Consider the following 13834-nt stretch of genomic DNA (forward strand, 5'->3'; position numbering starts at 1 on the left):
TAACCGGCAATAACCGGTTTTTAGTATAATTGTCCTGATACACCACTGCATTTGTCGCTTTCACCCCGTATACTCAAAATATATCCTTGGTACATTTACAGTACATTAAACCGTCTGCCATGGAACCATATACTTTAGAACGCGATGTGGAGGTATTTTATGTGAAAGCCTCCTCTTTTCCGCAAGGCATTAAACCCGCCTTTGAAAAGCTGGCTGCTTTACTGCCCGATATACAGGGCAGAAAACTATACGGTATCTCCCGGCYGGAAGGTGGCATTGAAATCATTTACAGGGCAGCTGTAGCCGCTCAATCACCCGGAGAGGGCGCAACCTATGGTCTCGATAGTTTTATTATCAGGAAGGGGGTTTATACGAGCGAAATCCTGTTGAATTATGAACAGGACCTGCCCAAAGTCAGCCAGACATTTGACAAGTTGCTGCAAACACCCGGTCTGGATCCCCAGGGCTGCTGCGTGGAAGACTATCTCAATGAAAAAGATGTACGCTGTATGGTGCCGTTAACTTTTAGCCATTAGCTTTTAGCTTTTAGCTTTTAGTAAATGCAGCGCAGATGATGTAATGTAAACCTGCGCAGCATTTGCTAAAAGTGTTTAGCGTATTTTTCCTCTTTTAATGACGATGGCGGGAGTAAAAAGGTGCTGAGTACACACCCAGCACCTGTATAGGATTAGAATAGTTGATATTTATAATTTCTCTTTCTTCCTGATTTCTGCAAACAATGCTTTAAACGTAGCTACATTATCCTGTGTGCCTTTGCGCACGCCTTTGCGGTTATAATACCCGTCAATAAACTCTTTTGTATTCACCCACATGGTTTCAAACACGCCGGGCATTCGTTCCGATAAGGTGCGTGAAAACTCCGCCATCAGCGCATTTTTGCGGGCGGCGTAAACCTGGTCCAGCTGTGCCAGCGCCACGGATGTTTTAGCACAGGCAGATGGCAGCACCTGGAATCCTTTGATCGCAAAGTAACCAGGCGTAGGTGGCGCATCTTCATACTTCCAGTCACAGATCATAATATCTTTCGGTATCATATCTATCGCCCTGGCGGTATTATTCATGCTCGCCTGCCAGGCCAGCAGGTTCGTTTCTTTTCCATCTATCAGGCGATCGCTCCACATCCACATCTGGCATTTTTTTTCCTTGAGATGTTGATGCAACGCATTTACATAGCCCGCAAACAGTTCCGCCGGATCTTTACCACCACAACGCGGACATTTATTATACCCGATGATCCAGGCTTCGTCCAAACCTACGTGAAAAGCATCGGCCCCACACACATCGATCAGTTCATCCATCAAAGGAAAAATGACTTTGAACAAATCCGGATGCAAAGGACAAAGACATTTGCTATAGAAGTCAAACATTCCACCATCTTTCCATGGCACCGGCGGATTATAATCCGGTGATTCATCGAACTGCGGATACTTTTTCAACAACGGCCCTATTTCCGTTTGCTCCGACTGATGTGCCAGCAGGTTCATGGTCGGAATAAACCGGATACCCGCTTCCTTACAGGCTTTCACAATCTGTTTCAGATCGGATTCCGAAATAGCATTCCGTTCTGCCAGTTCCGGATCAGATTTAAACTGGTATACATACTCAATCCTCAACGCCAGCGTATTCACCCCTTCTGCTACCAATGCTTCTTTGATGAAGCGACACAGCAATGGCACGTCCTGCGAAGCCGGTACACTAAGCAGCAGTCCTTTTACCGGAAGTACATTCCATTTAAACGGAGCCGGTTGCTGCGATTGAGCCATCACCGGCAGCCACAACAGCCACAAAACGGGCAGGATATGTTTTAATCTTTTCATTTTTACTCAGTGGTTACTTTACGGATACGATTATTGTTTCTGTCCAGCACATATACAACCCCGTTTTTGTCGATGGTAACACCAGTAGGTGCACTAAACATCGCGGCAGCGCCGGCGCCATCTGCAAATCCTGCGGTGCTGCCACCAATATACGTAGTCACATTCCACGTATTGGCGCTGATCATACGGATACATTGATTGCTGTTTACCACCGAACCATCTGAGGTGCCATTACCAGCTACATACAAATTGTTGGCGGCATCAACAGCAATCCCCCAGGGATAGTCGAAACGGGAAGCTGTGCCGGTGCCATTTACCAGGCCGGTTTGATTAGCAGTACCACCAACAATGGTCGGCGCCCAGGTGTCTGCTGCGAATTTTTTGATCACGGAACTCCCATTCTCTGTCACAAATAAATTGCCTTTATCATCTACGGCTACATCAGCGGGATAACTGAGGTCCTTGATAATCTCTTTGGCATCGCCTGCTGGTGTTACCTGGAAAATGCTGCCGGCAGCGCGGGCATTGGCGTAGTACATCGTTCCATTGCGTTTATCAATACCAATGCCCCAGGCTTCTCCCCACGCTATCAGTGATGTGGTACCATCCGGTGTAATTTTGCGGATGGTCCAGTCGGCCGGATCTGCCACGATTACATTGCCATCTTTATCTGTAACAATATCCAGTGGAAGAGAGAACTGCGCAGTGTTTCCTTTACCTTCCACATAGCCGCCGGCACCATTGCCTGCCAGTGTTGTCACCGTTCCATCAGGCGCTATTTTCCGTACACGATGATTGTCAGCATCTGCGACATATAAATTGCCATCGGCATCTACATCCATACCGCATCTTTTACCAAAATTAAAAGAGGAGAAAATGCCTTTGCCATCAGAAAAACCAGCTACACCATTACCTGCAACCGTACTTACTTTGTAGGAAGATATATATCCGAAGTCTTTGGTGGAGGTAGTCGTTTTCCCATTAATAGTCACTGTGATTTTACCACTACCCGCTTTTTCTGGTATCACGATCAGGATATGATCGCTGATAACCCCTTCTATCAATGCTTTCCTGCCGTTCACAGTTACACTTACACCAGTGGTATCTGTACTGAAATTGCTGCCGTAAATTAATACTYCCGTGCCCGCGGCACCTGTTTCCGGTGTAAATTTATCAATCACCACCGGGGCATTGTTGTCGTGTACAAAGCCCTTGTCTTTTTTACAGGCAGCGGCCGTGCATAACAGCATCACTATCTGCAAACGATATAATATAGTTTTCATCTGTTATTTTTTTAGTGAGACAGTTACGTTATTACCAACCCGGATTTTGTGTAAAGCCAGGGTTCTGACTGCTGACCTTATCCATTTCGCTTTGCGGAATAGGCAACCAGTAATTCCTGGCAGCATCAAACACTCTTTTCTCAATTACCGGATACGAATACGTAACGTTACCGCTACCGGAAAGAGCTACGCCGTGTACCTCTTTGTTATCCACTTGTGCAGCTATTTTCCAGCGGCGTACATCCCAGAAACGATGATCTTCCAGTGCCAGTTCTATTCTCCTTTCGTGACGGATCTTTGCACGCAGCGACGCCTGGTCACCACCACTGATAGATGGCATACCTACCCTGCCACGAATGGCATTGAGCGCATTGTATACATCCGCACCAGGACCTGCTGCTTCATTCTGCGCCTCTGCATAATTGAGATACAGTTCTGCAGTTCTGATCAACACCCATTTGCGATCGGTACCACCGGAGCCGGAAAATAAATCTACCGAAGGGAGCAGGTATTTACGTGGCCAGTAGTTGGTCGCTATCTGCCCGGAGCGTGGTGCATCAGCACCGTTAGGATCCAGTACTTTTCCTTTCCAGCTGCAACCAGGATATAAAATGGTAGCATAAAAGCGCGGATCCCTGCCTTCATAAGGTCTTTGCGCGCTGTAGCCGGAAGCAGGATCAGTAATGGGCAAACCCGTAGTCTTCATTTCATAGTCATCTACCAGCTCCTGTAAAGGTGTAATGTTTCCATAGCCATTGGCACTGCGGGGATTCATCTCCCGATCTATGCCGCCATCACCAAAAGCACCGGGCGCACCGCGACTCCAGATCACTTCTTTATTAAAATACTGTGTGAAAATATCGCTGTAGTTATCATACAACGTATAGCCGTTCATGACAGCAGTATCCAATGCAGCCCTGCAGGCTACCGCAGCTTCCTGCCAGCGGCCGGATTCATTACCAGGATTAAACAACGGGCTTGCATAAAACAAACGTACCCGTCCTTCCAGCGCCATGGCAATCATTTTAGAACCACGCCCCCAGTTAGAAGGGCGATCGTTATACGTTACCGGCAATAATGCAGCGGCTTCTTTCAGATCACTCAGGATACTGGCCGTCACTTCCGGAATGCTATTGCGCTTAAAGTAAATGCCGGATGGATCGTCGAATGGATTTTTTTCACTCAGCAACAACGGCACGCCACCCCAGGCACGCATCAGTTCAAAATAATAGTATCCGCGCAGTAACAACACTTCTCCTCTCAACCGGCTGCGACGTTGCGGATAGTTAGGGTCCTGTGGTATCATATCATAGTTGGTGAGGAATTTATTACAGGCGCGGATTTTTCCATAGAAACTGGTCCACAGGTCGGCCATTGGAAAATTAGCCGGACTCATAGATCCTGTATTGAAATTACCTGCGTCCGGATAGGAGGCAGAGTTATCACTCGCCTGGTTGGTTTCATCGGTAGCACTGCTCAAGCCCCATCCCGAACCGGGTTTAAACATATTAGGCAAACTCTGATAAATGGTATTTACAAAGCCCTCCGCATTTTCAATATTTGAAAATACTTCCTTTTCGGTGATCAGGTCACTGGGCTTTCTGTCGAGAAAATTTTTCCCGCAAGCAGTTACACACATCATCAGTACTGCCGTAATCCCTGTTTTTATTAAAGTATTTTTCATCATTATAATTTATCCCCGTGATTAAAGATTGATGGTAATACCAGCGTTAAACACCCGCATAATCGGATAAGGCTGCCAGCCCCAGCGGCCACCGGTATTGGATTCAGGATCTATGCCCAGGTCTTTTACATTATCCCAGGTGATCAGGTTCATGCCATTTACATAAATGCGGGCACTCTTTATCTTCACTCTTTTCAACAAATGAGCGGGCAAGCGGTAACCTATTTCTGCATTCTTCAATTTGATGTAATCTGTTTTCCTGATCCAGTAAGAAGAGCTGATAAAGTTGTTGGACATATTGCYTTCAGATAAATGCAGGGCCGGGAAAGTGGCATTGGCGGCATTCTCCGGTGTCCACCTACCCTCATGTATCGGACGATAGCTTTCCCGATAGTTGGCCGTCAGCTGTGAAGAAAAAATCTGGCGGCCACCAGCTGCACCCTGGAACAGTACACTCACATCTATCCCTTTATAGTCCATCCCGAAGGTGGCACCAAAGTAATTGGTAGGCACATTCAGCATAGGAAGCATCACCCGGTCTGCTTCATCTATTTTATTATCCCCGTTGATATCCTTGTATTTGACATCTCCCGGTATCAGCGGAGCAAATGTTTGTTTAGGGCTTTTATTGATTTCATCCTGACTCTGGAACAGTCCTTCCGCAATATATCCCAGGTCATAGCCAATCGGATGTCCTACCTTACTCTGGTATGGATAGGCCAACTTAGGTTCATCCTGTTCAAGGATTTTATTCTTTACGTACTGGTAGTTTACTTTTGCAAAAACACCTACCGGCCCTACATTAGTGTTCATGTTCAGTTCCGCTTCTATTCCCCTGTTCTGAATGCGGCCCATATTCCTGTTCAGCGAGGCGGTAATACCCATATATCCGGGAATAGTGCCGGCAGCTACCAGGATATCTTTACGCAGTTCATTAAAAAGATCTACTGAAAACTTCAGCTTATCTTTCATAAAGCCTGTCTCTATACCCAGGTTTGTTTTGGCCGCCTTCTCCCAGGTGATTGCAGTGTTACCCACCCTGTTTTCATAATATCCACCGGTACCGGAAGCCACACTACCAAAGGTAAATCCGCCACCACGGGCATAATCAGACACATATAACCAACGTTCTCCACCTACCTGATCATTACCCACATAACCATGAGAGAAACGCATTTTCAGGAAGCTGAATAACGATTGATCTTTCATGAAATTTTCATTGCTCAGCACCCAGGCAGCAGATAAGGCCGGGAAAAATCCATATCGTTTGCCGGGAGGAAAGTTTTCAGATCCATTGTAACCTGCATTGAATTCGAGGTAATACTTTGTGGCATAATTGTAAGCGATGCGGCCAACGAAGCCTTCATATACCCTTGGCAGATTACCTGACTGAGAGCGGTAGTTACGGTTAAAGAGGAACAATCCACTGAAAGCATGTTTCCCGAAATCCCGGTCATACATCAGTTTCAGATCATAGTAGTAATACCTTTCTCCGCTGGAAGCGCCGGAACGCTGTAAGCTGGTAGCCTTACGGTGTTGGGTATACGTACCTTCCCCACCGGGTACTGATTTATAGCGATAGGAATCAAATTCCTGATCCAGTGCAAAGTTGATATCCCCGTAGTTTTCAAAAGTAAAGAGTCCTTTTACTTTCAGACCTGGGGTAATGAAATCCAGTTTGCGGGTAAGTGCCACGCTGCCATTGGTACTATGCCAGTATGCATCCAGATAACCATTCCGGGTAATCAGGCCATATGGATTGTAGAAGTCTTCCCGCAATGTGCCGGATGCAATGCTGCCATTGGGATTCAGCCGGGGAGTAAGCCGGTTGGTCATCTGCGAAAGCACCACGAAGAAAAATTCATTGCTGCCCCTGTCGCCGGAAGGACTTGTTCTATTCTCCAGCCGCGAAGCCAGGTCCACCTGCAGGTCGGTATTTTTATCCAGCGTAATATCTACGTTGGAGCGGAAGTTGAAACGGTCGTATTTATACTTGACGCCGTAAATATTTTCATTAGCACGGTTGTAGATGGGCTCCTGCCGCAGGTAAGAGCCGGAAACAAAATATTTCACATATTTGGATCCTCCTCCGATATTAATATTAAGGGTTTTCTGAGGTGAATTTTTCCGGATCATTTCACTGTACCAATCTGTGTTGGGATAATCATACGGCTTCAGTCCTGTTTTATAATATTCCAGTTCCTGATCCGTGAACACCGCAGGCATGCCATCATTTTTAGCCGCTTCATTTTCCAGTACACCAGACTCATAGGAGCTCAGGAAGCGGGGGAAATTAGTAGGCTGCTGCAACGCATACTGCATGTTTACCTGGATATTGGGAGGACCATCTTTACCACGTTTGGTGGTGACCAACACAATACCATTCGCTCCCTGAATACCGTATAATGCAGTAGAAGAAGCATCTTTCAGGATAGACACTGATTCTATTTCATTAGGGTCCAGCTGACCAATGTTAGCGTCTCCCCTCGGTAAACCATCAATAACCACGAGTGGATTGGTAGCACCAGTGGTGCTGATACCACGGATGAACAACTGCGCATCGTCACTGCCGGGTCTGCCGGAATGCTGGGCTGTGATCAAACCGGGTAGTCGTCCTGCCAGGGCATTAGACAAATTGGCTACCGGGCTTTGTTTGAGTTCTTTGGTTTGTATACTGGATACCGCACCGGTAATACTTTGCCGGGTTTGCTTTTGTCCGTACCCCAATACCACTACTTCGTTCAAACCAGCCTCGGAGGGTTTCAGCCTGATGACAGGTAGTTGTGTATTGCCTTTTACCGGTACTTCTTTCGGCTCATATCCCAGGTAGGAAATGAGCAGTATGCCGTTTTCAGGGACCGTTATTTTAAAGTTGCCGTCTACATCTGTAGCGGTTCCTTTGCTGGTACCTTTCAACTGAATGCTGACCCCGGGCAGTTCCTGGCCATTTTCTGCCATTACCTTACCTGTTACCGTTATGTCGGCCGCGCTCTCGGAAATAGCTACCAGTCCTCCTTCCAGCATTTTGTAGCGGAAGCTTTTGGCCAACACCTTATCCAGGATCTCTGGCAGCGTAGCTTCTTTGAAATCGACATCCACCTTTTCATCTTTCGGAAAGGTTTTGTAATTGTACAGGAAGCGGTATTCGCTCTTGGTTTCTACCCACTCCAGCAGCTTATGCAAAGCTATCTGCCGGCTGTTAAGCGAAAACCTGCTTTGTGAATGCACATCAGCACGTACCTGTAGCATGAAAACAGTAATCAGGATGAGGCAAAGCTTCATACACAAGAATATTTTTCTCACTAAATAGTTGGAAAGGGCTGTTTTTAAACACAGCGTTTTTTTCATACATTTGAATTGAACGTTAGACATTTGAAACAATGAAAATCCCGCACGGACTACTTGTTTCGTTCCATGTTTGACATTTAAAGGGAAGTGTGGCGACACTTCCCTTCTTCTTTAGCGGAAGGCGTGTGGTTATACAGGTTCCGGTGGAACCGGGACAAAATTTTTCATCGTGTTACTGTTTTTTATGATCTGGTTGACTAATGATGTATGTAAACGGTATCCCCTTTTATGGTATAATTGAAATCTGCTGTTACCTGCAATGCAGTTAATGCTTCTGTGACGGTTTCCTTTTTAAAAGTTCCTTTAAACCTGTAGTCGGTCGGGAAGGTGTCTGTTAAGATGATTTTGCGATTGTACCAACGGCTCATCAGTCGCACCAGCTCGGGAAATGACTTATCTTTAAACTCCAGCCTGTCATCCATCCACACGAGTTCACTCACCTTCTGACTGCTGACATTCGGTGTCACTTTTTCCACGATGAGGAGTACATCTCCCCAGTCAACGATGCGGCCATTCACCGCCATTCCACTGGTTACCTGGGTTTTCTTTCTGAGGATAGCTTTTTCACCCGGCGCCAGCACCAGGCTGTTGCCATTGCGGCTAACGGCCACATGACCTTCTACCAGCGTGGTTTCTATGCTCCCGTCTCCTTCATATGCTTTTACATTAAACCGGGTACCCAGCACCTGCACATTCAGATCAGCGGTATGGATTACAAAAGGATGCTGGTCTTTTTTAGCGACTTCGAAAAAAGCTTCTCCTTCCAGGTACACTTCCCGGTGGCCACTACTAATGTTGGCAGGGTAAGTCAGGTGACTACTTACATTGAGCCATACCTGGGTGCCGTCTTCCAGCAATACCTTTTTCCGGACACCTTCTTTGGTATCCAGCGCCAACTGCCGGTCTGCACGGGGTAGCAACATCCATATACCGGCGCCTGCCAACAGCAGCACTGCCGCCGCCGCTACCTGCCACCAACGTTGTTTTATTTTAGCCACTGCCGCCGCGGCCGGCTCCTGCCATTCCCCCTCCTTCTTTAAACGATCGGTGATATCGTTATACATCTGGAGCAGGTCCGGCGGTGCATCACCACTGTCCGGCGTTTGAACTGCCCGGTAGTTTTCGTACCATGATTCCAGGGCCGTCCGTTCGTCTTCCGTACAATGCCCCTGCAGGTATTTTTCCAATAGCCCTATCAGTTGTTGATCACTCATTATTTTGGTTGTCTGCAGATATAGACACGGCACTTTATCCCAACCCTACCCCCTGCGCAAAATTTATTTTTCGTCCATTGTTGATGGAACCACCCATTTTTTTATATCTTATGCACTTTATGGCAGCCGGACACCTAACGATACCGGCATAAGTGGTAAGAATGACGGAGTATATTGCATTACAGGATGAACAATTGATAGCATTACTGGCAAACAATGACAACAAGGCTTTTGAAACCTTGTACCAGCGCCATGCTGCTGCACTATATCATCATGCATACAAAAAATTTCCCGTGCCTCACCTGCTGGAAGATATGTTGCAGGACATTTTTACTACGCTCTATAAAAAACGTGCTACGCTCACGGGCATAAAAAATTTCAGCGCCTATCTTCACGGCGCCCTGCGCAACCGGATACTCAATGAGCTCAGGAATTCGCTGCTGCATCAGCAACATCATCAACATCTCCCGATAGAAAAAATAGCAGAAACAGATAATACCTACGACTATAAACTGCTGGAAAAAAGATTTGCCCTCGCACTCGATAAATTAACGGAGCGCAGCCGGGAAGTGTTTTTACTCAGTCGCCGCGATCATCTCTCCAATAAAGAAATTGCAGCACGCTTAGGCATTTCTGTGAAAGCAGTGGAGAAACATATGGGGAAGTCTTTACAGGTAATGCGCAACGAATTCAAAGACTATGGTCTCCTGGTGGCGCTCTCTATAATTTTCTATCAGTAAAAAGGGCCGGCCCAAACAGTCTCCCTGTTTCAGCCAGCCCCATATTTTATCTATCGCCGGAAATTAGGCGCATTTAACAACAGCATCGATAGTAGCATCAACGCTACGCCCACCCATTGCCAGCCATTTACCGGTTCTTTCAGTATCATATGCGAGCATACAATGGCTACCGGCAATTCGGCCGTCATAATCACGGCACTGATACCAGCGCCCACTTTGGGAATCCCCTTTGCAAATAATAACGGCGGGATGATGGTGCCGAACAATCCCAGGAACAGTGCCCACTTCAACAGGCCCAGATCAAAATGTGTACTGGCGATCAGTGGGGCTGCATTCACCAGCAGGATGCCCATGGTGGATCCCGTCATAATCACCGCACTTTTTTGCAGTGGATGCAACTGCTTTCCTACCCTGCTGTTGGCCACCACATAAATGGCGTACAAAAAGGCGGAAGCACCGGCATAGAGCAATCCTTTCAGCGATACCGGCTGCGTACCGCCTGTAGCCAGTCCGCTGCCCAGCCAGGTACCCGTAAGAATTAATGCCGTCGTAATCAGCTGTAATAAAGAAGGCTTCTTGCCAAACAAACACCATTCCAGCAACAATCCCATCCAGGTAAACTGCATCAGTATCACAATGGCCACCGAAGCCGGAATATATGCCACAGACACGTAATACACGAAGCTGGTAAATCCGATACTGCCCCCGGTTAACAGCAACCAACCCCATTCCCGCGCGCTCAGGGCGGCTTTATTTTTCTGATACATCCATAACAGGATCCACAATACCACCATACCGGTGAAGGCTTGTGTACCGGAGATTTCAGCGGCAGTATAGCCTTCGCGATAAGCCAATTTTACAAAAGTAGAGAGTATACCGAAGCTGCACGCCCCGGCGAAAACCATTAATATATACCTGGTCATTATTTTCGTTTGTGTAGAAAAAGAATAAAGAGAAACGTAGGTGCACGAAAAAATAACCAGGTCAACAGACTTAGACAGATACAATGATTCAGCTGATTCCTGCAACAGGAACAGCGGCTAAGAAGAAGAAATGCTGGTTATTTTGCCTGCAAAACAACAACAGCTGGAGGAGGTGTACTGGAATATATGCGGTGCATGTGAGTTATATTATGGTTACAAGGTAGAAATATTTTTTTAAATACTCCTATACGGCATAAAAAAACGCCACCGCTTTTACAACGGTGGCGCATCATCCTTAAAAAATATTACTCAGGTAATTTTGCGTGCATCAACCTGCCTTCTGTTATCACCGAGGTATCCGCATCCGCTTTGGACCATACTTTACCGGAAAAAATGGCGTCGAATGTTTTATCGCCTATGGCGGTAATCGTAAATTCAATGGTAGAACCGGAACCAGGGGCAGTCCCATTGGCATCTACCTCGGTGCCATAATCTTTGTTACCATAATAGAACTTAAAGTAAGGCATCTTTATTTTCTGTCCCACAAATAAAGCGGGTTGTGATAATCCAGATTTTACTCTCAGCGCATTGTAACAAGAGAAAGCATAACTTTTATCTGCCTTTTGATACAACATAGACGTGACATAACTGAAGTCACTGTAATTAATCACATAATGATTAGCCTTAAAATACACGGTGGTAGCCAACTCCATGCAATTTATTTTATCATAGTGGGAAGAGAAAACATACTTTTTATCCGGGCTTTGAATGGATAATACCTTTTCATCCACATCAAAATTACCTGTTGGGCCGATATAATATTCAAACAGGTTTATATTACCTATTCCGGAAGGATTATCACGTATCAGGTTTTTATAACCGGCAGGTATAGTCGCCGTAATAACAGTGTCCGGTAGCCCTCCTGTTCGGGGTACCTGTACTTTAAAAGTAATGTCTGCGTCAATAACACCGTTGTAGATGGCACTTAAATAATGACCACTGTTACGGGCGCCTTTATCGACCTGGTTAATTTGTATTTCTACAGGTATTTTCTCGTTGGAATTAAGGCTATTATTTCTGCCTTTGGTGTCTTTTGCATCTTTTTTACATCCCATAGCCAATAGCAACAGGGATGACAGCATGAAGAAATTGAGGGTACGCATGGTTATAATAATAAGTGATTAAATCATAAGCAGCGTAAATGTAAAAGGTTCAGGGTATTCAGCAAGTCAAAAAATATATCAAGATAAATTAAAAACAACCGCGCTGCTGTCAGAGCAACTACCACAGCGCAGGTTGTCATTTTATAACAATATAATTACTTTACCAACGGTTCTTCCGGATTCAATCTGCAAATGTGCAGCAGCCATTTCTTCGAAGCCGAATATCCTGGAAACATGGGAAATCAACTGTCCTTGTTGTAAAAGATCCGCGAGTTTCGCCATATCTGCGCCACTGGATTTTACGGCCACAGGATAGCCATGGCAGCCCACTGCTTCCGCTTTTTCTGTAACGGCTTCTTTCAGACCGGAAGGCAGACTTACAATAGTAGCACCTTCTTTCATGACCAGCAACGAGCGATCAATGTTTTCACCGCCAAGCGTATCTACTACAAAATCAATATCTTTTGTGTGCTCTTCCAGTTGCCGGGTAGTATAGTCAATATGTTCATCAGCTCCCAAACCCAGTACCATGGATTTGTTGGCAGAAGAAGAAGTACCGATGACATATGCGCCCCAATGTTTAGCCAATTGCACGGCATAGTGTCCTACGCCACCGGCAGCTGCGTGTACCAATACTTTTTGTCCGGGTAAAATAGGCGTATAATACGTCATGCCCTGCCATGCAGTGAGTGCTGCCAGTGTAGCCGCGGCGGCGGCTTCATGCGAAATGTTGGCTGGCTTCAATACCAGGTGTTCAGCAGGAGCAGCTACATACTCGGCATACCCTCTGCCATGGCCCGGGAAATTGACCATCCCGAATACTTCATCATCTACCTTAAACAGAGGAGAAGCAGAAGCGGTGACGACACCGGAAATATCCCATCCCAATATCAGCGGATATTCATCTTTCAATCGTGCCCACTGTCCTTTACCAATGCGCGTTTTTACGTCTACCGGGTTAATACTGATGGCTTTTACTTTCACCAGCACTTCTCCTGCGGCAATAACAGGCAACGGTAGTTCAACGATCTGTAAATGATCCACGCTGCCAGGTTCCTTCAAAATAATAGCTTTCATTGTGCTCAATTTTAAAACAAATGTAACGCTGGCAAGCGGCTATTACCTGTATATTTATACGAAAATTCTGTACATTTCAGAGGAATGGTCTCGGATCGAAAATAACTTTCAGTGAACTCACCCTTCCCCCATCCAGGTGGTACCATGCGCAACCAAAAATGGTTTTACCGTCCATCGTCAGATCATAAAACAGACATACGTCTTCCTGGTCCACAAACACCTTCTGTACGGCATATTTCAGCTTCATCTTTTTCATATCATCGAAGTAGGCAGTGGCGCCCTGTCTTGATCCCATCACGCCTTCAAAAGTCATTTCCTCGTTGGCAAAACGCTTTGCTGCATCGAAATCTTCTTCATTGATGGCCTGTATCAGTGAAAGTACCACTTTCGCATTATCAGATACCTGGTTTATCTTTTCCATAATGAGCTATTTTTTATGATAACCGCGAAAAAATCATACCGTTATTTTTCTGCCGGATTCACCTGTTTCAGGGTACAAAATTCCGCAATAAGGGCATGCTACGGCGCATTTGTTACTCATTTCCGCATAAAAAAAGAGGCACA

The 13834-nt window shown here is 46.0% G+C and carries 11 protein-coding genes; 2 read left to right on the forward strand and 9 right to left on the reverse strand.

The window, feature by feature from the left end; all coding sequences use genetic code 11:
• The first annotated feature begins 119 nt into the window (after nt 1-119).
• Nucleotides 120-536 (forward strand): hypothetical protein, encoded by a 417-nt coding sequence (locus AC1DP6_RS12635; protein WP_477055143.1) that lies wholly within the window; start codon nt 120-122, stop codon nt 534-536.
• Nucleotides 537-704: 168 nt separating this feature from the next.
• Here AC1DP6_RS12635 and AC1DP6_RS12640 read toward each other — a convergent pair whose 3' ends face one another.
• The 5 genes from AC1DP6_RS12640 to AC1DP6_RS12660 all read right to left on the reverse strand — a co-directional run bounded on the left by AC1DP6_RS12640 (nt 705) and on the right by AC1DP6_RS12660 (nt 9367).
• Nucleotides 705-1838: a family 20 glycosylhydrolase gene (locus tag AC1DP6_RS12640; protein WP_477055144.1), complete on the reverse strand. Its 1134-nt coding sequence runs from the start codon at nt 1836-1838 to the stop codon at nt 705-707.
• A 2-nt stretch (nt 1839-1840) separates the two neighbouring features.
• A complete protein-coding gene (locus AC1DP6_RS12645) occupies nt 1841-3121 on the reverse strand; it encodes an IPT/TIG domain-containing protein (protein ID WP_477055145.1) in 1281 nt (426 codons plus the stop codon).
• A gap of 31 nt (nt 3122-3152) precedes the next feature.
• Nucleotides 3153-4805, reverse strand: coding sequence for a RagB/SusD family nutrient uptake outer membrane protein (locus AC1DP6_RS12650; protein ID WP_477055146.1), 1653 nt, complete (start codon nt 4803-4805; stop codon nt 3153-3155).
• 21 nt (nt 4806-4826) lie between these two features.
• Complete coding sequence (locus tag AC1DP6_RS12655) at nt 4827-8087, reverse strand: SusC/RagA family TonB-linked outer membrane protein (RefSeq protein WP_477055147.1); 3261 nt, start codon at nt 8085-8087, stop codon at nt 4827-4829.
• Between the two features lie 263 nt (nt 8088-8350).
• Nucleotides 8351-9367 (reverse strand): FecR family protein, encoded by a 1017-nt coding sequence (locus AC1DP6_RS12660; RefSeq protein ID WP_477055148.1) that lies wholly within the window; start codon nt 9365-9367, stop codon nt 8351-8353.
• Nucleotides 9368-9528: 161 nt separating this feature from the next.
• Between AC1DP6_RS12660 and AC1DP6_RS12665 the strand changes: the two genes are divergently transcribed.
• The gene (locus AC1DP6_RS12665) at nt 9529-10107 is read left to right on the forward strand and encodes an RNA polymerase sigma factor (RefSeq protein WP_477055149.1); all 579 of its coding nucleotides are present in this window, start codon (nt 9529-9531) and stop codon (nt 10105-10107) included.
• A gap of 50 nt (nt 10108-10157) precedes the next feature.
• On the opposite strand, the gene AC1DP6_RS12670 is transcribed toward AC1DP6_RS12665, so the two are convergent.
• From AC1DP6_RS12670 to AC1DP6_RS12685, 4 genes are all read right to left on the reverse strand, one after another.
• Nucleotides 10158-11030 (reverse strand): EamA family transporter, encoded by an 873-nt coding sequence (locus AC1DP6_RS12670; protein ID WP_477055150.1) that lies wholly within the window; start codon nt 11028-11030, stop codon nt 10158-10160.
• 305 nt (nt 11031-11335) lie between these two features.
• Nucleotides 11336-12193 carry a hypothetical protein gene (locus AC1DP6_RS12675; RefSeq protein ID WP_477055151.1) on the reverse strand — a complete coding sequence of 286 codons (858 nt, stop codon included), beginning with the start codon at nt 12191-12193 and terminating at the stop codon, nt 11336-11338.
• A 141-nt stretch (nt 12194-12334) separates the two neighbouring features.
• Nucleotides 12335-13270 carry an NADP-dependent oxidoreductase gene (locus AC1DP6_RS12680; protein ID WP_477055152.1) on the reverse strand — a complete coding sequence of 312 codons (936 nt, stop codon included), beginning with the start codon at nt 13268-13270 and terminating at the stop codon, nt 12335-12337.
• Between the two features lie 76 nt (nt 13271-13346).
• Nucleotides 13347-13691, reverse strand: a complete 345-nt coding sequence (locus AC1DP6_RS12685) for a nuclear transport factor 2 family protein (RefSeq protein ID WP_477025465.1) — start codon at nt 13689-13691, stop codon at nt 13347-13349.
• Nucleotides 13692-13834: the final 143 nt, after the last annotated feature.

The sequence above is a fragment of the Chitinophaga sp. 01L420 genome, assembly GCF_056399985.1.